This window comes from Actinokineospora sp. PR83, assembly GCF_021056305.1.
Taxonomy (GTDB): domain Bacteria; phylum Actinomycetota; class Actinomycetes; order Mycobacteriales; family Pseudonocardiaceae; genus Actinokineospora; species Actinokineospora spheciospongiae.
The window spans coordinates 1-19207 of record NZ_JAJCXD010000065.1; the positions used below are offsets into that span (position 1 = coordinate 1).

Annotated in this window: 20 protein-coding genes and 1 pseudogene; 15 read left to right on the forward strand and 6 right to left on the reverse strand. The window is 73.7% G+C overall.

All coding sequences use genetic code 11. The features are described 5' to 3' along the window. The coding region (locus L6E12_RS21490) for a tetratricopeptide repeat protein (protein ID WP_236229725.1) at positions 1-792 on the forward strand (792 nt) is incomplete at its 5' end. Here L6E12_RS21490 and L6E12_RS21495 read toward each other — a convergent pair. Both L6E12_RS21495 and L6E12_RS21500 read right to left on the reverse strand, forming a co-directional pair. Further along, positions 758-2028, reverse strand: a pseudogene (locus L6E12_RS21495) (YncE family protein). The gene L6E12_RS21490 and the pseudogene L6E12_RS21495 sit on opposite strands and share 35 nt — an antisense overlap. A gap of 310 nt (positions 2029-2338) precedes the next feature. Next, positions 2339-2824: a carboxymuconolactone decarboxylase family protein gene (locus L6E12_RS21500; RefSeq protein ID WP_236229727.1), complete on the reverse strand. Its 486-nt coding sequence runs from the start codon at positions 2822-2824 to the stop codon at positions 2339-2341. A 176-nt stretch (positions 2825-3000) separates the two neighbouring features. On the opposite strand from L6E12_RS21500, the gene L6E12_RS21505 reads away from it, so the two are divergent. The 3 genes from L6E12_RS21505 (at position 3001) to trxA (ending at position 4912) form a co-directional block, all read left to right on the forward strand. After that, positions 3001-3915 carry an RNA polymerase sigma-70 factor gene (locus L6E12_RS21505; RefSeq protein WP_236229853.1) on the forward strand — a complete coding sequence of 305 codons (915 nt, stop codon included), beginning with the start codon at positions 3001-3003 and terminating at the stop codon, positions 3913-3915. Positions 3916-4145: 230 nt separating this feature from the next. Next, on the forward strand, positions 4146-4574 hold the full coding sequence (locus L6E12_RS21510) for a MerR family transcriptional regulator (RefSeq protein WP_236229728.1): 429 nt from the start codon (positions 4146-4148) through the stop codon (positions 4572-4574). Continuing rightward, positions 4571-4912: a thioredoxin gene (gene trxA / locus L6E12_RS21515; protein ID WP_236229729.1), complete on the forward strand. Its 342-nt coding sequence runs from the start codon at positions 4571-4573 to the stop codon at positions 4910-4912. Before L6E12_RS21510 ends, trxA begins: the two co-directional genes overlap by 4 nt. On the opposite strand, the gene L6E12_RS21520 is transcribed toward trxA, so the two are convergent. After that, complete coding sequence (locus tag L6E12_RS21520) at positions 4905-5429, reverse strand: TetR family transcriptional regulator (protein ID WP_236229730.1); 525 nt, start codon at positions 5427-5429, stop codon at positions 4905-4907. The genes trxA and L6E12_RS21520 overlap by 8 nt on opposite strands. A 40-nt stretch (positions 5430-5469) precedes the next feature. Here L6E12_RS21520 and L6E12_RS21525 point away from each other — a divergent pair, with 40 nt between their 5' ends. Together L6E12_RS21525 and L6E12_RS21530 are read left to right on the forward strand one after the other, a co-directional pair. Then, positions 5470-5808 carry a darcynin family protein gene (locus L6E12_RS21525; protein WP_236229731.1) on the forward strand — a complete coding sequence of 113 codons (339 nt, stop codon included), beginning with the start codon at positions 5470-5472 and terminating at the stop codon, positions 5806-5808. Further along, positions 5805-6533, forward strand: coding sequence for an SDR family NAD(P)-dependent oxidoreductase (locus L6E12_RS21530; RefSeq protein ID WP_236229732.1), 729 nt, complete (start codon positions 5805-5807; stop codon positions 6531-6533). The genes L6E12_RS21525 and L6E12_RS21530 overlap by 4 nt, the downstream gene beginning before the upstream one ends. 52 nt (positions 6534-6585) lie before the next feature. Here L6E12_RS21530 and L6E12_RS21535 read toward each other — a convergent pair whose 3' ends face one another. Both L6E12_RS21535 and L6E12_RS21540 read right to left on the reverse strand, forming a co-directional pair. Continuing rightward, positions 6586-7125: an AAA family ATPase gene (locus L6E12_RS21535; RefSeq protein WP_236229733.1), complete on the reverse strand. Its 540-nt coding sequence runs from the start codon at positions 7123-7125 to the stop codon at positions 6586-6588. Between the two features lie 10 nt (positions 7126-7135). After that, on the reverse strand, positions 7136-7711 hold the full coding sequence (locus L6E12_RS21540; RefSeq protein WP_236229734.1) for a dihydrofolate reductase family protein: 576 nt from the start codon (positions 7709-7711) through the stop codon (positions 7136-7138). 89 nt (positions 7712-7800) lie between these two features. On the opposite strand from L6E12_RS21540, the gene L6E12_RS21545 reads away from it, so the two are divergent. Further along, complete coding sequence (locus tag L6E12_RS21545; RefSeq protein WP_236229735.1) at positions 7801-8382, forward strand: TetR/AcrR family transcriptional regulator; 582 nt, start codon at positions 7801-7803, stop codon at positions 8380-8382. A 331-nt stretch (positions 8383-8713) separates the two neighbouring features. Here L6E12_RS21545 and L6E12_RS21550 read toward each other — a convergent pair whose 3' ends face one another. Next, positions 8714-9202 (reverse strand): MarR family winged helix-turn-helix transcriptional regulator, encoded by a 489-nt coding sequence (locus L6E12_RS21550; protein ID WP_236229736.1) that lies wholly within the window; start codon positions 9200-9202, stop codon positions 8714-8716. A gap of 154 nt (positions 9203-9356) precedes the next feature. Here L6E12_RS21550 and L6E12_RS21555 point away from each other — a divergent pair, with 154 nt between their 5' ends. The 8 genes from L6E12_RS21555 (at position 9357) to L6E12_RS21595 (ending at position 19190) form a co-directional block, all read left to right on the forward strand. Continuing rightward, positions 9357-10439, forward strand: a complete 1083-nt coding sequence (locus L6E12_RS21555) for an alkene reductase (protein WP_236229737.1) — start codon at positions 9357-9359, stop codon at positions 10437-10439. A 19-nt stretch (positions 10440-10458) separates the two neighbouring features. Next, positions 10459-13371: a PEP/pyruvate-binding domain-containing protein gene (locus tag L6E12_RS21560; RefSeq protein WP_308075113.1), complete on the forward strand. Its 2913-nt coding sequence runs from the start codon at positions 10459-10461 to the stop codon at positions 13369-13371. 87 nt (positions 13372-13458) lie between these two features. Continuing rightward, the gene (locus tag L6E12_RS21570) at positions 13459-14520 is read left to right on the forward strand and encodes a MoxR family ATPase (protein ID WP_236229738.1); all 1062 of its coding nucleotides are present in this window, start codon (positions 13459-13461) and stop codon (positions 14518-14520) included. An 89-nt stretch (positions 14521-14609) separates the two neighbouring features. Beyond that, positions 14610-15491 carry a DUF58 domain-containing protein gene (locus L6E12_RS21575; protein WP_236229855.1) on the forward strand — a complete coding sequence of 294 codons (882 nt, stop codon included), beginning with the start codon at positions 14610-14612 and terminating at the stop codon, positions 15489-15491. After that, positions 15488-16471 carry a VWA domain-containing protein gene (locus L6E12_RS21580; RefSeq protein ID WP_236229739.1) on the forward strand — a complete coding sequence of 328 codons (984 nt, stop codon included), beginning with the start codon at positions 15488-15490 and terminating at the stop codon, positions 16469-16471. Before L6E12_RS21575 ends, L6E12_RS21580 begins: the two co-directional genes overlap by 4 nt. A gap of 131 nt (positions 16472-16602) precedes the next feature. Next, on the forward strand, positions 16603-17328 hold the full coding sequence (gene fabG / locus L6E12_RS21585; protein ID WP_236229740.1) for a 3-oxoacyl-[acyl-carrier-protein] reductase: 726 nt from the start codon (positions 16603-16605) through the stop codon (positions 17326-17328). 44 nt (positions 17329-17372) lie between these two features. Beyond that, positions 17373-18140: an enoyl-ACP reductase FabI gene (gene fabI / locus L6E12_RS21590; protein WP_236229741.1), complete on the forward strand. Its 768-nt coding sequence runs from the start codon at positions 17373-17375 to the stop codon at positions 18138-18140. Positions 18141-18155: 15 nt separating this feature from the next. Continuing rightward, on the forward strand, positions 18156-19190 hold the full coding sequence (locus tag L6E12_RS21595) for a ferrochelatase (protein WP_236229742.1): 1035 nt from the start codon (positions 18156-18158) through the stop codon (positions 19188-19190). Positions 19191-19207: the final 17 nt, after the last annotated feature.

Sequence of the window (19207 nt, forward strand, 5' to 3'; positions counted from 1 at the left end):
ACGTTCGACGAGCGGCCGGGCAAGACGGTGGCCTCGCGCCAGGCGCGCGACCGGACCGGTGCCGGGCTGGCCGAGGCGATCAGGCTGGTCGAGTGCGGGCACTCCCGGTTCACCGCGCTGGGGCACCGCCCGAGGCAGGCGATGTGCCTGACCAACCTGTGCCACCTGTTCGAGGTGCAGGGGGACCTCAGCTCCGCGATCGAGTGCGGGGAACGCGGCCTGGGCATCGTCGCCGAGCTGGGCAACCCGGCGGCCGAGGCCGCAGCGCACGAGAACCCCGGGATGCTGGTGCGCCGGACCGGCGACACCGCTCGGGCCGAGGTCCACTTCGAGCGGTGCCTCGTCCTGCCCGAGGCGGCGGGCTTCGACCGCGGCACCGCGAGCGCCCTGCGCCTGCTCGCGCCGGTGTGGGCGGACACCGGTCGGGAGGAGGCCGCCGTCGAGGCGCTGGAGCGCGGTGCGCTCATCACCGGCCGGATCGGTGACGGACCCGACGAGGCCACCACCCGCCGCGACCTCGGTGACCTGCTGCTGGCGGTGGGCGACGTGCGGCGCGGGACCGACGAGCTGGGCGCTGCCTTGGCCCTCGCCCAGCGCGGCGGGGGCACGCCCTGGCCTCGGAGATCCGGGAACTGCTGGCAGACGCCCTTGCGCTCGACCACCGCGGGCACGAGGATGACCACCGCGCCGGAGCGCCGCACGGCCGGTCGTGAGCGGCACCGGGGTCCGGCCGTGCCCGGTGTCCCCGGTCGAACCCTCAGTCCGGTGCCGGGGCCGTCCACCCCGCGGTGACGTGGCCGACGCGGATGCGCTGGGGGTGGTCCCCCGCGGGCACGGAGGTGATCTTCCGGCCGGTCGCGAAGTCGATGGCGGTGATCTGGTCGGCGGCGCTCTCGGAGATCACACAGGCGGTCCCGTCGCCGTTGACCGTGGCCCAGTAGGGTTTGGCGGCGGGGACGAGCGGCCCCTCGGTGAGGGTGGTGCGGTCCACGACGGTGGCGTACTCGTCCACCGTCCCGGCGACGCAGAGTTTGTCACCCCGGGGGTTCATGGTCATGCCGTGGTGGCGGGAGTCGTTGACCCAGGTCGTGCGGTCGGGGTTGGTACCATGGCCCGTGGGCAGGGTCTTGACCCGAGTGATCCGGTCGGCGGCCACGTCGTACTCGTAGAAGCCGTTGAAGAACGACACCTGGAAGTAGAGCGTGGACTCGTCCGGGGTGAAGGCCACCGGCCGCACCGCGTCGGTGACCCCGCGGTGGCCGAAGGCGTCCAGCCGCTCCCGCATGTCGATCACCTCGACCCGCTGGAAGGTGCTCGTGTCCACGACCGTGATGCGGCGGTCGCCCTTGGCCCAGTCCAGCGCGGGGTCGTCGAAGCCGTTGACGACCTCGCCGATGGACATGTTCCACAGCAGCCTGCCGCCGTCGGTGAACACGTTCTCGTGCGGCTTGTCCCCGGTGGGGAACGACCCGAGTTGCTTGCCGGTGTGGATGTCGAGCACGTGCACGGTGTTCGATGTCGATGTCGACATCGACGCCGAGACCGCCACCGCGCGCCCGTCCGGCGAGACCGCCATGTGGTCGGCGCGGAAGCCGGAGACCGGGAAGCGCCAGTTGACCCGGTCGGTGGCCAGATCGATCGAGACCACGTCGGCGAAGCTGGGGCGCGAGGCCACCAGCGACCGGCCGTCCGGGTGCTGTAGAGGTCGTCGACCAATTGGTCGTGCCCCTCGCCGGGGCCGAAGCGGACGCCGAGGAAGAACGCGAGCTTGATCGGGTTAAGCGTGATCTCCCGCATCCGCTCCTCCCGGTCCGGGACGACGTCGACCCGGCCGATCCGGGCGTAGCCGCCGGTGGACTCGACCACGTCGGCCGTGCCGTCCCAGTTGTTGCCCACGAACAGGACCTGCCGCAGCTCGTCGGCCTCCGCGTGCGGGACTGCCGCGGCGGTCGCCACGAGCGCGAGGCCGACCGCAACGGCGAGGACGCGGGGCAGGCGGCGGGGGGCCGAGGTCGGGATCGGGGTCATGGAGGGCTCCATTCGGGCGCGGGCGGGAGCTGTGCCAGGCCGCGGCACCACGGCCTCGCGTCGCAGGAGAACCACCGCGCCCTACCGGGGAGCGGGAACTCTCCCGGCGCGTCCGTTCCGGCTGGGGAGTGCGGCCGATCCAGGTCGATCTCGTGCGACATCGCCGTGGGACAGTGGGGAACCGCAGGTCGGAGAAGATCAGCGTGGCATGGAATCCGAAGCCCAACAAGGTGGGCTTTTCCGTCTTCTCGACGGTCGAGTGAGCGCGTCCCGGTCCGGGTCGGGGGTCCGGGCCGGGACGCGGGGTCGATCAGGCGAGTGCGGCGGCGAACATGCCGGGCTCGTAGGAGCCGCCCCGCTGGTGCACGATCACGGCGAGCCGGTTGGCCGCGTTGATCAGGGCCACCAGCGCGACCAGCGCGGCGATCTGGTCGTCGTCGTAGTGCTCGCGGACCTGGGCCCAGGTTTCGTCGGAGACGCCCGGGTGGGCGTCGGCGAGGCGGGTGCCTTCTTCGGCCAAGGCCAGGGCGGCTTGCTCGGCCTCGGTGAAGACGGTGGCCTCGCGCCAGGCGGCGACCAGGTTGAGCCGGACCGCCGATTCCCCGTCGGCCACGGCTTCCCTGGTGTGCATGTCGATGCACCAGCCGCAGCCGTTGATCTGGCTGGCGCGCAGGGACACCAGTTCCTGGGTGGACTTCGGCAGGGTGGAGGAGTGGATCACCTGGCCCGCGTTGGCGAACCGCTTGGCGAACCTGAGGGCGAGCTCGTTGCCGAACAGGTCGAATCGGGTGTCCATGGGGGTGTCCTCGCTCGTGGTGTCGTGTCGGTCGGGCACAAGATGACCGCGAGGCGGTTCGTGTGACAGCGTGGGTGTGTGATGCACGCCATGGCCGGGTCGGCCTCCGGGTGTCACACAACGGGCGGGTGCGGCATCTGGTGGGGGACACAGTCGAGCGCGAAGAGGAGTTCCCCATGGCAGGCGCGGCGCAGGCCCCATCCGACGACCGGGCCGACCTCGCCACCGAGGTGTTCCTCGCTCACCGCAACCTGCTCTTCACCGTCGCCTACGAGGTGTTGGGGGTGGCGGCGGACGCGGAGGACGTGTTGCAGGAGACCTGGTTACGGTGGGTGGGGGTCGACCTCGACTCGGTGCGGGACCGGCGGGCCTACCTGGTGCGGATCACCACCCGGCAGGCGCTTGCCCGGTTGCGCGTGCTCGGCCGCCGCAAGGAGTCCTACGTCGGGTCGTGGTTGCCCGAGCCGCTGTTGACCGCGCCCGACGTGGCCGAGGACGTCGAACTGGCCGACAGCGTGTCGATGGCGGTGCTGCTGGTGCTGGAGACGCTCGCGCCGACCGAGCGGGCGGTGTTCGTGCTGCGCGAGGTGTTCGGCCTGGCCTACGACGAGATCGCCGAGGCGGTCGACAAGAACCCGGCCGCGGTGCGGCAGATCGCGCACCGGGCGCGGGCGCACGTGGCGGCGCGCAGGCCGCGCGGGGTCGTGTCCGCGGCCGAGACGCGGGAGGCGCTGGAGGCGTTCCGACAGGCTGCGGAAACCGGTGACCTGCAACGCCTGCTCGACGTCCTGGCGCCGGACGTCGTCCTCCTGGGCGACGGGGGCGGGGTCAAGCAAGCGATTGCGCGGCCGGTGGTGGGGGCGGACAAGGTGGCCCGGCTGCTGATCGGGGGCCTCGGCAGGCTGGCCGACGCGGTGTCGCTGCGGCAGGCGCAGGTCAACGGGTACCCGGCACTGGTCGTCCGGCTCGGCGGGGAGATCGACACCGTGGTGGCGGTGCGCGTCGAGGACGGCCTCATCACCGGGCTCTACGCCGTGCGCAACCCCGAGAAGCTCTCGCACATGGAGCGGGAGACCACCCTGAGCCGGTGAGTCCGGCTCATCAAGACCGACCCGCGCACCCGGTGCAGGCGCCGGGCGACCAGGACGAGGTGCGCTTCGCCTGCCTGCGGCGCCGGGTGCCGGGGTGTCGCAGGAGATGCCGTCGGCGACCCTGCCGGCCGCGCTGCGGGAGTGGGCCGAGGCGCACACGCCCGAGGTCGACCGGACCCGGCGGGACAACGCTTGCCTTGACGTGGGCGGCAAGGTTTAGCGTTCCCGGCATGCGCATCGGGGAGTTGGCGAAGCGGACCGGGACGACGACGCGGGCCCTGCGGTTCTACGAGTCGCAGGGGTTGCTGGGCCGGGCCCGGCGCACGGCCAACGGCTACCGCGACTACGACGAGGACGACGCGCGCCTGGTCAGCGAGATCCTGGCGTTGCAGGCGGCCGGGCTCAGCCTGGACGACACGCGCCCGTTCGTGGCCTGCCTGCGGGCCGGGCACGGGGCGGGCGACGACTGCGCCGACTCGGTCGAGGTCTACCGCCGCCGCCTCGCCGAGGTCGACGACTGCCTGGAGCGGCTCGGCGCCGTGCGGGCGGGCCTGGTGGCCAAGCTCGCCGACGCGCTGGCGCGGGAACCCGGGCCCTGCCGCGTCACCACCGGGTACGCCGCGAGCGTGCCACCCCACCACTTCGAGGAGAACCCGTGACGACCGCGAACACCGTTGCCGCCGTGACCGACTCCACCTTCGCCGAGGAGGTCCTGCACCGCGACGGACCGGTCCTGGTCGAGTTCTGGGCGCAGTGGTGCGGGCCGTGCCACATGATGGCCCCGGTGCTGGCCGAGATCGCCGCGACCCGGCCCGACCTGACCATCCGCAAGGTCAACGCCGACGAGAACCCCACCACGGCCCGCGACCACCGGGTCATGTCCCTGCCGACCGTGCTGGTGTTCGCCGGTGGCGCGCCGGTCCGGGCGATCGTCGGCGCGCGCCCGAAGGCCAGGCTGCTGGCCGAGGTCGACGCGGCGCTGGCCGACCTCAGCTGAGCAGGCGGTCGATCAGCAGGGCCGCCGCGGCGTCGCAGCGGGCGTGGTCGCCGGTGACCATGCGGTCGAGCAGGAGTCCTTTGAGGCCGGAGGCCAGGGCGGTGGCGGTGGCCGGGTCGTGGTCGGGCAGCAGGGTCGCGGCGTAGTCGACCCAGGCGGTGACGGCGGTCCGGGCGGCCGGGTGGTCCTCGGTGAGGGCGGCGGTCAGGAGTTGGTACATCACCGTGAAGTGCGCGCGGTCGGTGGTCATCGAGGACCAGGCCGCCGCGGCGGCGGTGCGCAGGTCCTGCTCGGCGGCGGCGTCGAGCTGGGCGAGCACCCGGCTGCGGTGCTCGGCGAAGGCGGCGGCCAGCAGCCGGTCGCGGCTGCCGAAGTAGTGCACCAGCATCCGGGCACTGGTGCCCAGGCGCTCGGCGAGGCCGCGCAGGGTGAACTCGGCCAGGCCGTGCGCGGCCAGGTCGTCGAGGGTGGCGGCGATCAGCTCGGCGCGGCGGGCGGTGTCGGGGAGGCGGGCCACGGCCTTGACTGTAGCAGTTGTTACATCTACGGTCGCCGCCATGGATGTAACAACTGCTACAGAAACCGAGTACACGGCGTTCATGCTGATCACCGCACTGCCCGCGTGGCTGCGGCTGAGCAGGCCCGAACGCGCGGCGGTCGCCGACAAGACGCTGGGCGCCGCGCTGCGCAGGCACCCGAGGACCACCGCGCGGTTCTTCGACGCCGAGGCGTTCAGCGCGCGGTGCAGCGACGTCCTCCTGTTCACCACCACCGACCTCGCCGACTACTACCTGGTCGTCGAGGAACTGCGCGACTCGCCGCTGTTCACCGTGCCCTACTTCCACCTCGACGAACTGGTCCTCGCCGTCGAGGACGGGCACGAGGCCGCCGGGTGAGCGCCGCGCTGATCACCGGCGGCGGCACCGGCGTCGGCTTCGCCCTGGCCGAACGGCTCGTCGCCGACGGCGTCACCGTCCTGGTCTGCGGTCGCGACGCCGACCGGCTCGCCCTGGCCGAGCGGATGCTGCCCGGCCTGCGCACCACCGTCGCCGACCTCGCCGACCCGGTGTCGGTCGACCGGCTCGCCGCCACCGCCCTCGCGCTCGGGGGGCTCGACCTGCTGGTCAACAACGCCGCCGTGCAACTCGACCGCTCCTGGGCGAGCGCCGACCGCGACGCCCTCGCCGCCGACATCGCCGCCGAACTGGGCGCCGACCTGGCCGGGCCGCTGCGGCTCACCGCCCGGCTGCTGCCCGCCCTCGCCGCCGCCCCCTCGGCGACGATCGTCAACGTCACCTCGGCGCTGGGCGTGGTCCCGAAGCGGTCCGCGCCGGTCTACTGCGCGGCCAAGGCCGGGCTGATCGCCTTCAGCGCCGGGCTGCGCCACCAGCTCGCCGTCGACGCCCCGCACGTGCGGGTGGTCGACGCGATGCTCCCGCTGGTCGACACCGCGATGACCGAGGGGCGCGGCTCCCGCAAGATCAGCGCGGGGGCGGCGGCCGACGGGATCCTGGGCGGGGTGCGCCGCGGCCGGTCGGTGGTCCGGGTGGGCGGGGTCGGTGTGCTGCTGGCCGTGCACCGCCTCGCCCCCGGCCTCGCCGCCCGGCTCGTGGCCGACTGAGCCCGCTCCCACGGGGTTTTTCGCCCTCCGCCGGGCGGTCTCTTGTGGACCGCTATTCGCCCTGGGCCCCGATCGGGTTCACGGTCGCCAGCCAGGCGGTCGCCTCGGTCGGGGTGCACAGGTGGACCACGTCCACGTGCGCGTGTCGGTCTTCGGCGATCCTGGCCGCGAGGTAGGTGCGCCTGGCGGGGTGGCCGGACCAGGCCGAGCGGGCGGGGTGGTCCGGGCTCAGCCACTCCCGCCAGCGCTCGACGTTGCCGTTGAAGATCCGTTCGCGGCGCAGGCTGCGGCGCAGTGAGCGGACGAACGCCCGGCGGGTGACCAGTCCGCGCGCGTAGTCCAGCCACACGACCGTGTCGGCGCGCGACCACAGCAGGTCGCGGACCGGTGGTGCGCCGTAGGAGTCGACGACCCACTCCCCGGTGCGGGCGAGCCGTTCCACGTCGGTCCGGTATGCCGCGCGCTCGACCCAGCCCGGTTCGTAGGCGAGGGTGTCCAGTTCGGTGAACGGCAGGCCGAGGCGGTGGGCGAGGGCGGTCGCCAGCGTCGTCTTGCCCGCACCGGTCATGCCGGTCACGATCACCCTGCGCACGCCGGGAATTCTAGGCCGGTCGGTAGGTGGTGATGGTCCCGCCGTGGCTGAAGGTCAGCGTTTCCACGGGGGCGAACGGGCGGGGCCGGAACGGTCCGGTGAAGAGGGGCTTCCCGTCGCCCGCGAGGACCGGGTACCGCTTGATGACCAGTTCGTCGATCTCCGGCAGGAGTTGGCCCGCCAGGTCGGCGCCGCCGCACAGCCAGATGTCGCCGGGAGTGGTCTCGGCCTTGAGCCCGCGCACGAGTCCGAGCGGGTCGCCGGGGACCAGGTCGACGGTCGGGTCGGCGATCTCCGGCAGGGACCGGGAGACCACGTGCTGGCGCAGGTGCGCGTACGGGCTGGTGATGCCCGCCTCCAGCGCGGGCCGGTAGGTGCCGCGCCCCATCACCACGGAGCTGAACCGCTGGTTGGCCACCCCGTCGAGGCCGAGGGGAGCGCGCATGTGAGTGGGTGTGGTTTCCGGGAACCGGGTGTGGAGGTGGTCGACCATGTCCGGCGCCTCGGGGTAGAAGTCGGTCTCGCCGCCGGGGCCCTCGATGAAGCCGTCGATGGACACGGCGACGAAGTAGACGAGCTCGCGCACTGGGCCTCGCATCCGCCGGATCAACTCCGGCTGTAGTACTTTGCCTGTAGTGGTTTGAACGTTAGCACTACGGATGGAGTGGTTTCAAGGTGCGACGCAACCCGGAGCGGAGGGCGGCGCTGCTCGACGCCGCGATCGAGGTGTTGGCGGACGACGGTGCGCGGGGCCTGACGTTCCGGTCGGTCGACCGGCGGGCGGGGGTGCCCGCGGGCACGGCGTCCAACTACTTCGCCAACCGCGAGGAAATCCTCACCCAGGCGGGGGAGCGCGTGTACGAACGGCTGGTCCCCGACGAAGCGGTGCTCGCCGCGGGACTGGCCGGACCGCGCGACCGGGCGAAGCTCGCCGAGCTGATGCACGAGGTGGTGGAGCGGGTGGCCGCGTTCCCGGCGGGCTTCCTGGCCCTGCTGGAACTGCGCCTGGAGGCGACCCGCCGACCCGAGCTGCGGGAGGTGCTGACCCGGCGCGTCCGGGCCGACCTCGACGCGAACACCGGTTACCACGAGCAGTCCGGTCTCCCCGGCGACTCGACCGCGGTGGTGTCGCTGTGGCTGGCCCTGAACTGGCTGATCCTGGAGCGCCTCACGCTCCCCGACCTGTTCACCCCGGAACAGCGCCACGCCCTGGTCGTGGCCCTGGTCGACCGCCTGACCGGGCAGCCGCAGCCCTAGGCCGTGTCCTCAAAGCCCGGGATTTTGCCAGTGTGCCCGGCTGGGTGGATGTGCTTGGCCGGGGCCCCTACGGCGATCATGCGCCCAGTGTGACCGAGTGGGGCTGAAGAGATGCCCCACAGCCCCAGCAGGCTTGCACATGATCGCCACCCCCGGCCAAACACATCCACCCACCCGGGCAGGGGCGTAGCCGGGCCTGCGGTTTTCAGGCGGTCGGCTTTGAGGACAGGCCCTATGCCCTGTCGGTTGTGGTGGGTGGTGCCCGGCCGGCGGCTGCAGGGTGGCCGGTTGTCGCTGCGTCGGTGGGGTTCGGTGTGATCGGGCGCGCGGCTCAGCGGCGGTTCTCCGGGCACTCCGCGAGCAGGTTCTCCTCCAGGCGGGTCAGCGCCGCCAGCGCCGTGTCCCGCTCGGCCGCGCCCATGTCCGCGACGGTGATCCGCTCCAGTTCCCGCCAGCTCTCCTCCACCCGCGCGCGCAGCGCGTTGCCCGCCGGGGTGGACTCGACCAGGGTGGCCCGGCGGTCGCCCGGCCACGGGCCGCGGCGGACGAAACCGGCCTGCTCCAACCGCTGCACGGTGCGGGTGACCGTGGCCGAGTCCGAGCCCAGCACCGCCATCAGGTCGGTCTGCCGCTGCGGGCCTGCCTCCCACAGGTGCATCAGCAGGGTCTCCTGGCCGGGGTGCAGGCCGACCTGGCGCAGCAGCCGCCCGGCCAGCATCCGGTGCAGCCGGGCCACGCGGAAGATGGCGTGGCTGATCGGTCCGCCGCGCGCCGCCGCGGGCAGCGACGCGCCCGCCGGGCGCTGCGGGTCCTGGGTCATGGACCGACTTTAGCTGTTCGGACAGGGAACTGCCACATGCTGGGAAGGCTTGTCAACACCTGGTGAGGTGGCTCATAAATGAGCGCATGGGGGAAGACGCGGAGACATTTTCCTGTTCGGTCAGGTAAATCGATCGCACTGTGGAGGACCCACCATGAGCACCGCCTTCGACCCCATCGACCTCGCGGACCGCACCCTCGCCAACCGGATCGCCATGGCCCCCATGACCCGCAGCCGCGCCTACGGCCCCGGCAACAGCCCCACCGCCGCGACCGCCGAGTACTACGCGCAGCGCGCGAGCGCGGGCCTGATCATCACCGAGGGCATCCAGCCCACCGTCGTCGGCCAGGGCTACCCCGACACCCCCGGCCTGCACTCCGAGCAGCAGGTCGAAGCCTGGCGCGCGGTCACCGACGCGGTGCACGCCCGCGGCGGGGTGATCTTCGCCCAGCTCATGCACACCGGCCGGATCGGCCACGCCAGCCTGCTGCCCGACGGCCTGCACCCGGTCGGCGCGTCCCCGGTCGCCGCGGCCGGGCAGGTCTACACCGCCGCGGGGCCGCAGACGTTCGAGGCGCCGGTCGAGCTGGACAGCGACGGCATCGCCGAGACCATCGCCGGGTTCGCCGACGCGGCCCGCAACGCCGTCGCCGCGGGCTTCGACGGCGTGGAACTGCACGGCGCCAACGGCTACCTGCTGCACCAGTTCCTCTCCACCAACGCCAACCTGCGCACCGACGAGTGGGGCGGTTCGGTCGAGGGGCGGATCCGGCTCGTGGTCGAGGTCGCGCGGGCGGTCACCGCCGCGATCGGTGCCGACCGGGTGGGCCTGCGGATCTCCCCGACCAACCCGTACAACGACATCGTCGAGGACGGCCACGTCGAGACCTACACCGCGCTGGTCGACGCCCTGGTCCCGCTGGGCCTGGCGTACCTGCACGTGGGGGAGGCCCCCGGGCAGCGCGACCTGACCCTGGACCTGCGCGAGCGCTTCGGCGGCGTGCTGCTGCTCAACCCGGCCACCCCCGGCGGCTTCACCGGTCCCGACGCGCTGGCGCTGGTCACCGAGGGCGTTGCCGACGTCATCACCTTCGGGCAGCTCTTCCTGGCCAACCCGGACCTGCCCGCCCGACTGGCCGCGGGCGGCCCGTTCAACCCCGCCGACGGGGCCACCTTCTACGGCGGCGACGAGCGCGGCTACACCGACTACCCCGCCCTGGTGGTCGAGAACGCCTGATCCCGGGACACTGGGCGGTATGGGGGAACCACTGGTCGTACCGCTGTCGGAGGAAGTCGGGTCGGTCGAGGTCGGGGGCAAGGCGCGGGCGCTGACGGCACTGGCGCGGGCCGGGGTTCCGGTCCCCGCCGGGTTCGTCGTCACCACCGCCGCCTTCCGCCGCCGGACCGACCCGGCCGCGGTCGCAGAGATCCGGGCCGCGGTCGCCGCCGCGTACGCGGGGCTCGGGTCGCCCGCCGTGGCCGTGCGCTCGTCGGCGACCGCGGAGGACCTGCCCGGGCTGTCGTTCGCCGGTCAGCACGACACCTTCCTGGGGGTCGAAGGGGCCGGGGAGGTGTTCGCGGCGGTCGAGCGGTGCTGGGCGTCGCTGGGCTCCGCGCGGGCCGCGGCCTACCGGGAGCGGGCCGGGATCGACCACGCCGAGATGGCCGTGGTGGTCCAGGAACTCGTCGACGCCGAGTCGGCCGGGGTGCTGTTCACTGTCGACCCGGTGACCGGGGCGGACGGCGTGGTCGTGAACGCGGGCTGGGGACTGGGCGAATCGGTGGTCGACGGCTCGACCACCCCGGACACCTACGTCGTCGGCGGGCCGCGGCCCCGTCGGGTCATCGGCGACAAGGCGCTGCGCACGGTGCGCGTCCCCGGCGGGACCGCGGTGGAGCCGGTGCCGGACCGGTTGCGCCGCGCCCCGGTGCTGACCGAGGCGCAGACCGCCGAGCTGGCCGCCCTCGGTGCCGTGGTCCACGAGCGGTTCGGCCCGTCCGACGTCGAGTGGGCACGGCACCGAGGCGGTTTCGCCATCCTGCAGGCCCGGCCGGTCACCGGCGGCGCCGCCGAAGCCCGCGAGTGGAACGACACCGTCCGCGGCGACTACCTGTGGACCTGCGCCAACCTGGGCGAGGCCGTGCCCGGGGTGATGACCCCGGCCACCTGGTCGGTGGTGCGCACCCTGGCCCCGCCCCCGGTCGGCGGGCACCCGGTGAACGGCATCGTCGGCGGCCGGTTCTACCTCAACCTCAGCGCCGCCCTGGCCGTCGCGGGCGCGCTCGGCCTCGGCCGGGTCGCCCGCAAGGCCATGGCGCAGACCCTGGGCCCGATCCCCGCCGACGTCCCGCCGCTGCCGATGGCGCGACCGGCGCTGCTGCGCGCCGCGCTGCGGACGGCGGCGGTGGCGGGCGTCGAATCGGTCCGCTACCGGCGTCGGTTGCCCGCGCTGGTGGCCGCGAACCCCGCCCGCTGCGCCCGGCTCCGCGAGCGGATCGCCGCCGCCCCGACCCCGGCCGCCCTGGTCGGGCTGTGGCACGCCGAAGGCCACGACCTGCTGTTGCGCACCTGCCGCACCTTCGACGCGGGCGCCCGGCAGGGCGGACCCGGCGCGGTGCACGCCAGGCTGCGCGCCCGGGTCGGCGACGACGACGCCGCGGTCCTCGCCACCGGTCTGCACACCGACTCCGACGAACTGGTCAGCCTCGGCCCGGCGCTGGGCCTGGCCCGGCTGCGCGCGGGGCGCCTCGACCGCGCCACCTACCTCGACGCGTGGGGCCACCGCTGCGCCGACGAGTTCGAGCTGTCCGCGCCGCGCCCGGCCGAGGACCCGGACTGGCTCGACCGCGCCCTGGCCACCGCCGAGGGCGACCCGGAGGAACGGCTGCGCGCCCAGGCCGAGGCCCGCGCCCGGGTGTGGGCCCGACACCCCGGCGCGGAGCGGGCACTGCGGCGCCCCCTGGCGAAAGCGGCTGCGGCGGCGCGCGGGCGGGAGCTGGCGCGGTCGGAGATGGTGCGGGTGTTCTCGGTGCTGCGCGCCTTCTGGGTGCGGGCGGGGGAGCTGACCGGGCGCGGCGACGACGTGTTCTTCCTGCCCCTGCCGGAACTGCTGGCCGTCCTCGACGGCGACCCGACACCGTTCGCGGCCGTGCCGGGGCGGCGCGTGGCCTACGACCGCTACCGCGCGCTCCCGCCGTACCCGACGGTGCTGCGCGGCCGGTTCGACCCGGTTTCGTGGGCGGCGCAACGGGATTCGGCTCAGCGGGACCCGGGTCCAGGTGGCCCGGACGTCACCGGGCTCCCCGGTTCCGGCGGGATCGCGGAGGGACCGGTGCGCGTGCTGTCCACTGTAGAGCAAGGAGCGGCGCTGCGGCCGGGGGAGGTGCTGGTGACGTCGGTGACGAACATCGGCTGGACCCCGCTGTTCTCCCGGGCGGCGGCGGTCGTCACCGACGTCGGCGCCCCGCTGTCGCACGCCGCGATCGTCGCCAGGGAACTGGGCATCCCGGCCGTGGTCGGCTGCGGCGACGCCACGACCCGGCTGGCGACCGGCACCCGGGTCCGGGTGGACGGCGCCGCGGGCACGGTCACCGCCCTGGGCGGGTCGTCCTCTCCGGACACCCGCGCCGCGGTCGTGCTGGCGGGCGGGTCCGGCAGCAGGCTCGGCGGGGTCGACAAACCGGGGCTGGTCGTGGCCGGGCGGTCGCTGCTGGACCGGGCCGTGACCGCCGTCGACGGCGCGCGGACCGTGGTCGTCGGACCGGAGCGCGAGCTGCCCCGGCCGGTGGAGTGGACGCGGGAGGACCCGCCCGGCGGCGGGCCGGTGGCCGCGCTGCGGGCCGCCCTCGACGTGCTGGCCGACCTGCCCGAGCACACCGTCACCGTGCTCCTCGCCGCCGACCTGCCCGCGGTGGATCACACGATCGTGGCGCGGCTGGTGGCCGAGGTGGGGGAGTGCGGGGCGGTGCTCGTGGACGGTGCCGGGCGCGAGCAGTGGCTGCTCAGCGCGTGGCGGCTCGGGGTGCTGCGCGCCGCCGTTCCCGCCGGTGGCGCCGGGATGTCGCTGCGCCGGGTGCTCGGCGGCCTCACCGCCGCGCGGGTGCCCGACCCCGGTGGCGCCGCCGCCGACATCGACACACCGGAGGACCTGCGCCGGTTCGGGGGTTGAAGCCCCGGCGCGGGGGACGGAGTTCACAGCGCTCTCACCGCTCGTCGGGTTTGCTGGACCTCGGTGGGATGACCGTCCATAAGGAGGATGCCGGTGACCGAGCCCGGTCAGGCCGAGTTCACGAGCGAGTCGTCCGCGGCGACGCCCGCGCGGGACGCCCAGCTGCTCGAGCGGACCGTGTTCGAGGTCAAGCGCGTCATCGTCGGGCAGGACCGGCTGGTCGAGCGGATGCTCGTCGGACTGCTGGCCAAGGGGCACCTGCTGCTGGAGGGCGTGCCCGGCGTGGCCAAGACCCTCGCGGTGGAGACCTTCGCCAAGGTCGTCGGCGGCTCGTTCTCCCGCGTGCAGTTCACCCCCGACCTGGTGCCCGCCGACATCCTCGGCACCCGCATCTACCGGCAGGGCCAAGAGCGCTTCGACGTCGAGCTGGGCCCGGTCGTGGCCAACTTCGTGCTCGCCGACGAGATCAACCGCGCCCCCGCCAAGGTCCAGTCGGCGATGCTGGAGGTGATGGCCGAGCGGCACGTGTCCATCGGCGGCCAGACCTTCCCCATGCCCGACCCGTTCCTGGTGCTCGCCACCCAGAACCCCATCGAGAACGAGGGCGTCTACCCGCTGCCCGAGGCGCAGCGCGACCGCTTCCTGTTCAAGATCCTGGTGGAGTACCCGACGGTCGAGGAGGAGCGCGAGATCGTCTACCGGATGGGCGTCGCGCCGCCGCAGCCGCAGCAGGTGCTCACCCCCGAGGAACTCAAGCGCCTGCAAGGCGTGGCTTCGTCGGTGTTCGTCCACCACGCGCTCGTCGACTACACCGTGCGCCTGGTCCTGGCCACCCGCACCCCGGCCGAGCACGGCCTCACCGACGTCGCGGGCTGGATCGCCTACGGCGCCTCCCCGCGCGCCAGCCTCGGCATCGTCGCCTCCGCGCGCGCCCTGGCCTTGGTCCGCGGGCGCGACTACGTGCTGCCCCAGGACGTGGTCGACGTGGTGCCCGACGTGCTGCGCCACCGCCTGGTCCTGTCCTACGACGCCCTCGCCGACGGCGTGCCGATCGAGCACATGATCTCCCGGGTGCTGCAGACCGTGCCGCTGCCGCAGGTCTCGGCCCGGCCGCAGAACGGCGTGCCCGCCGGGGTGGCGGGTAGGTAGTGGCTTCCTCTGGGAACCGCGGGGCAGGCCCCGAGGACTCCGGGACCCCCCGGCCGGACTGGGCGCCGCCGGTGCTGCGCGGCGACCGGATGGAAGCGGGCCTGCGCCTGCTGGAGATCGACGTCCGGCGCAGGCTCGACGGCCTGCTCCAGGGCAACCACCTCGGCTTGGTCCCCGGACCCGGCTCCGAGCCCGGCGAGGCCCGCCCCTACGCCCCCGGCGACGACGTGCGCCGGATGGACTGGGCGGTCACCGCGCGCACCACGACCCCGCACATCCGCGAGACCGTGGCCGACCGCGAACTGGAGACCTGGCTGGTGGTCGACCTGTCCGCCAGCCTGGACTTCGGCACCGCCGCCTGCGAGAAGCGCGACCTGGCCGTGGCCACCGTCGCCGCCATCGCCCACCTGACCCGCGGCGGCGGCAACCGCATCGGCGCGCTCATCTCCACCGGCGCCGAACTGGTCCGCGTCCCCGCCCGCGGCGGCCTCGCCCACGCCCGCGGCCTGGTCCGCAAGGTCGCCCAGGTCCAGCGCGCCCCCGAGGGAGTGCGCGGCGACCTGGCCGGCGCGGTCGAGCAGCTGCGCAGGCCCCCGCGCAGGCGCGGTCTGGCCGTGGTGGTCTCCGACTTCCTCGGCGACACCGACTGGCAGCGACCGCTGCGCGCGCTGTCGCTGCGCCACGAACTGATCTCGGTGGAGATCGTCGACCCGCGCGACGTCGAACTGCCGGACGTGGGCACCGTCGTGCTCGCCGACCCGGAGACCGGGCGCCAGCGCGAGGTGACCGCCTCGCCGCTGCTGCGCAAGGAGTTCGCCGCCGCCGCCGCCGAGCACCGCGCCGAGGTGGCCTCCGGCATCCGCCGGGCGGGCAGCGGGCACCTGGTGCTGCGCACCGACTCGGACTGGATCGCCGACACCGTGCGCTTCGTCGTCTCCCGCAAGCGCCGCTGGTCGGGGGGTGCGGCATGAGCCTGAGCGGGTTCACCTCGCCGTGGTGGTTCCTGGTGCTGCTCGCCGTGGCCGCGCTGGCCGCCGGGTACGTGCTGGTGCAGAAGGCGCTGCGCAGGCGCACCCTGCGCTTCACCAACCTGGAACTGCTCGAACGCGTCGCCCCCAAGCGGCAGGGCCTCACCCGGCACGCGCCCGCGGTGGTGTTGATCCTGGCGCTGGTGCTGCTGACCGTGGCGATGGCCGGGCCGACCGCCGAGCAGAAGGTGCCGCGCAACCGGGCCACCGTGGTGCTCGTCATCGACGTGTCGCTGTCGATGGAGGCCACCGACGTCGCCCCGACCCGGCTGGAGGCGGCCAAGGTCGCCGCGAAGTCCTTCGCCGAGGGCCTGACCCCAGGGGTGAACCTGGGGCTGATCACCTTCGCGGGCACCGCCACCGTGCTGGTCGCCCCGACCACCGACCGGGCGGGCGTGGCCAGGTCGATCGACAACCTCAAGCTGGCCCAGTCCACCGCCACCGGCGAGGCGATCTTCGCCGCGCTCCAGTCGATCGAGGGCTTCTCCTCCGTCGTCGGCGGACCGGAGGGCCCACCGCCGGCGCGCATCGTGCTGATGTCCGACGGCAAGCAGACCATCCCCACCGAGTCCGAGGACGACCCGCGCGGCTCGTTCACCGCGGCCAGGGCGGCGGCGGACAAGAAGATCCCGATCACCACCATCTCCTTCGGCACCGCCGACGGCACCGTCGAGATCGAGGGCCGCCCCCAGTCGGTCGCCGTGGACGACGCGGCCATGGAGGAGATCGCCCAACTCTCCGGCGGCGACTTCTACCGGGCCGCCACCGCCGACCAGTTGCGCAAGGTCTACGACACCCTCGGCGAGCAGATCGGCTACGAGATCAAGCAGGCCGACGCGAGCAGGCCGTGGCTCATCCTCGGCACCCTGCTGGCCCTGCTGTCCGCGGCGGGCTCCCTGGTCATCGGCCAACGCCTGCCCTGACCGGGGGACCACCTCGGACGACCGCGTCCAGGCGGGAAGGCCGTGCGACCTCAGCGGGGTCACCAGTCAGACGTCAGCGAAGGCCGCTAGCCTCACGGCGGATGATGTCGAGGGGCGCAAGGGGAAGACAGATGGACGGTTCCAACAATTCCGGCGGTCGCTCGGTGCTGGTCACCGGCGGCAACCGCGGCATCGGGCTGGCCATCGCCAGGGCCTTCGCCGCCCAGGGCGACCGGGTGGCCATCACCCACCGCGGCTCGGGCGCCCCGGAGGGGCTGTTCGGCGTGAAGTGCGACGTCACCGACTCCGCCGCGGTCGACGCCGCGTTCACCGAGGTCGAGGCCGAGCACGGGCCGGTCGAGGTACTGGTGGCCAACGCGGGCATCACCGACGACACGCTGCTCATGCGCATGGACGAGGAGCAGTTCACCCGCGTCCTCGACGCCAACCTGACCGGTGCGTTCCGGGTGACCAAGCGCGCCACCCGCAACATGCTCCGGGCCCGCTCCGGGCGCATCGTCTACATCTCCTCCGTCGTGGGCCTGATGGGCTCGCCCGGGCAGGTCAACTACGCGGCCAGCAAGGCGGGCATGGTCGGCATGGCCCGCTCCATCTCCCGGGAGCTGGGCTCGCGCAACATCACCGCCAACGTCGTGGCCCCCGGCTTCGTGGCCACCGACATGACCGAGACGCTCACCGAGGACCGGCGCAAGCAGATCCTCGCCTCGGTCCCGGCCGGGCGCTACGCCCAGCCCGAGGAGGTCGCCGCCGCGGTGACGTTCCTCGCCTCGCCCGCCGCGGGCTACATCACCGGCGCGGTGCTGCCGGTCGACGGCGGCCTCGGCATGGGCCACTGAGCACCACCCCGTCCCGTAACACCGTTCCAGGAGGACTCCCGGCCATGACCGGTCTGCTCGAAGGCAAGCGGCTGCTGATCACCGGTGTGATCACCGACGCGTCCATCGCGTTCCACGTCGCCAAGGCGGCCCAGGAGCAGGGCGCGGAGGTCGTGCTCACCGGGTTCGGCCGGATGAGCCTGGTGCAGCGGATCGCCACCCGCCTGCCCAAGCCCGCCCCGGTCATCGAACTCGACGTGCAGAACGACGAGCAGCTCGCGGGTCTCGCCGACGCGGTGCGCGAGCACGTCGACGGCCTCGACGGGGTGGTGCACGCGATCGGGTTCGCCCCGCAGTCCTGCCTGGGCGCCCCGTTCCTGGACGCCCCGTGGAAGGACGTCGCGGTCGCGCTGGAGGTCTCGGCGTACTCGCTGAAGTCGCTGGCGGTGGCCACCCTGCCGCTGCTGAGCCCCGGCTCGTCCATCGTCGGCCTGGACTTCGACGCCCGCGTCGCCTGGCCTGCCTACAACTGGATGGGCGTGGCGAAGGCCGCGTTCGAGTCCGCCAACCGCTACCTGGCCCGCGAGCTGGGCCCCAAGGGCGTCCGGGTGAACCTGGTCGCCGCCGGACCGGTGCGCACCATGGCCGCCAAGTCCATCCCCGGCTTCAAGGAGCTGGAGGACGCCTGGGGCGAGCGCGCCCCGCTGGGCTGGGACGTCAACGACGCCACCCCGGTCGCCAAGTCGGTCTGCGCGCTGCTGTCGGACTGGCTGCCCGCCACCACCGGGTCGATGGTGTGGGTCGACGGCGGCGTGCACGCCACCGGCATGTGAGCTAGAACTGCGCACATGACCGACGCGTTGCTGTGGCTGTCCTTCGGCGGCCCCGAGTCCCCGGCCGACGTCCGCCCGTTCCTGGAGAACGTCACCCGGGGGCGCGGGGTCCCGCCGGAGCGCCTCGACGAGGTGGAACAGCACTACCAGCACTTCGGCGGCGTGTCGCCGATCAACCGGCTCAACCGGGAGGCGATGGACGCCGTCCGCGCCGAACTGGCCGCCGCCGGGATCGACCTGCCGGTGTACTTCGGCAACCGCAACTGGCACCCCATGGTTGAGGACACCGTCGCGAAGATGGCCGCCGACGGCGTCCGCTCCGCGCTGGTGTTCCCCACCAGCGCCTACGGCGGCTACTCGGCCTGCCGCCAGTACGACGAGGACATCGCCCGCGCCCGCGAGTCGGTCGGCGACGACGCACCCGACCTGGTCAAGCTGCGCCACTTCTTCGACCACCCCCTGTTCGTCTCCGCCTTCGCCGACGCCGTGCGCGCCGCCGCCGCCGACCTGCCCGAGGGGTACCGGCTGGTCTTCACCGCGCACTCGGTGCCCGACTCCGCCGACCGCGCCGCGGGCCCCCCGGAGGAGGGCGGTCGCCGCTACTCCCGGCAAGTCGCCGAGGCCGCCCGGCTGGTGGCCGCCGAGGTGGGCGCCGACGGGTTCGACGTGGTGTGGCAGTCGCGCTCTGGTCCACCGCGCATCCCGTGGCTGGAGCCCGACGTGGTCGACCACGTCGAGGCGCTGCACGCCGACGGGGTGCGCGCGGTGCTGGTGTGCCCGGTCGGGTTCGTCAGCGACCACCTGGAGGTCGTCTGGGACCTCGACACCGAGGCCAAGGAGAAGGCCGAGGAGCTGGGCATGGCCTTCGCCCGCGCCGCCACCCCGAACGGCGACCCCCGCTTCGCCGAGCTGGTGGTGGAACTCGTCCGCGAGCACCTGGCCGGGGCCGAGGCGCGCAAGCTGTCGGACTTCCCGGTCGGCGGCTGCACCCGCAACGGCGCCCCGTGCGCGATCGCCTGCTGCGAACCGGTCCGCCGCCCCGTGAGCTGATTGCCAGTGTGGTGGGG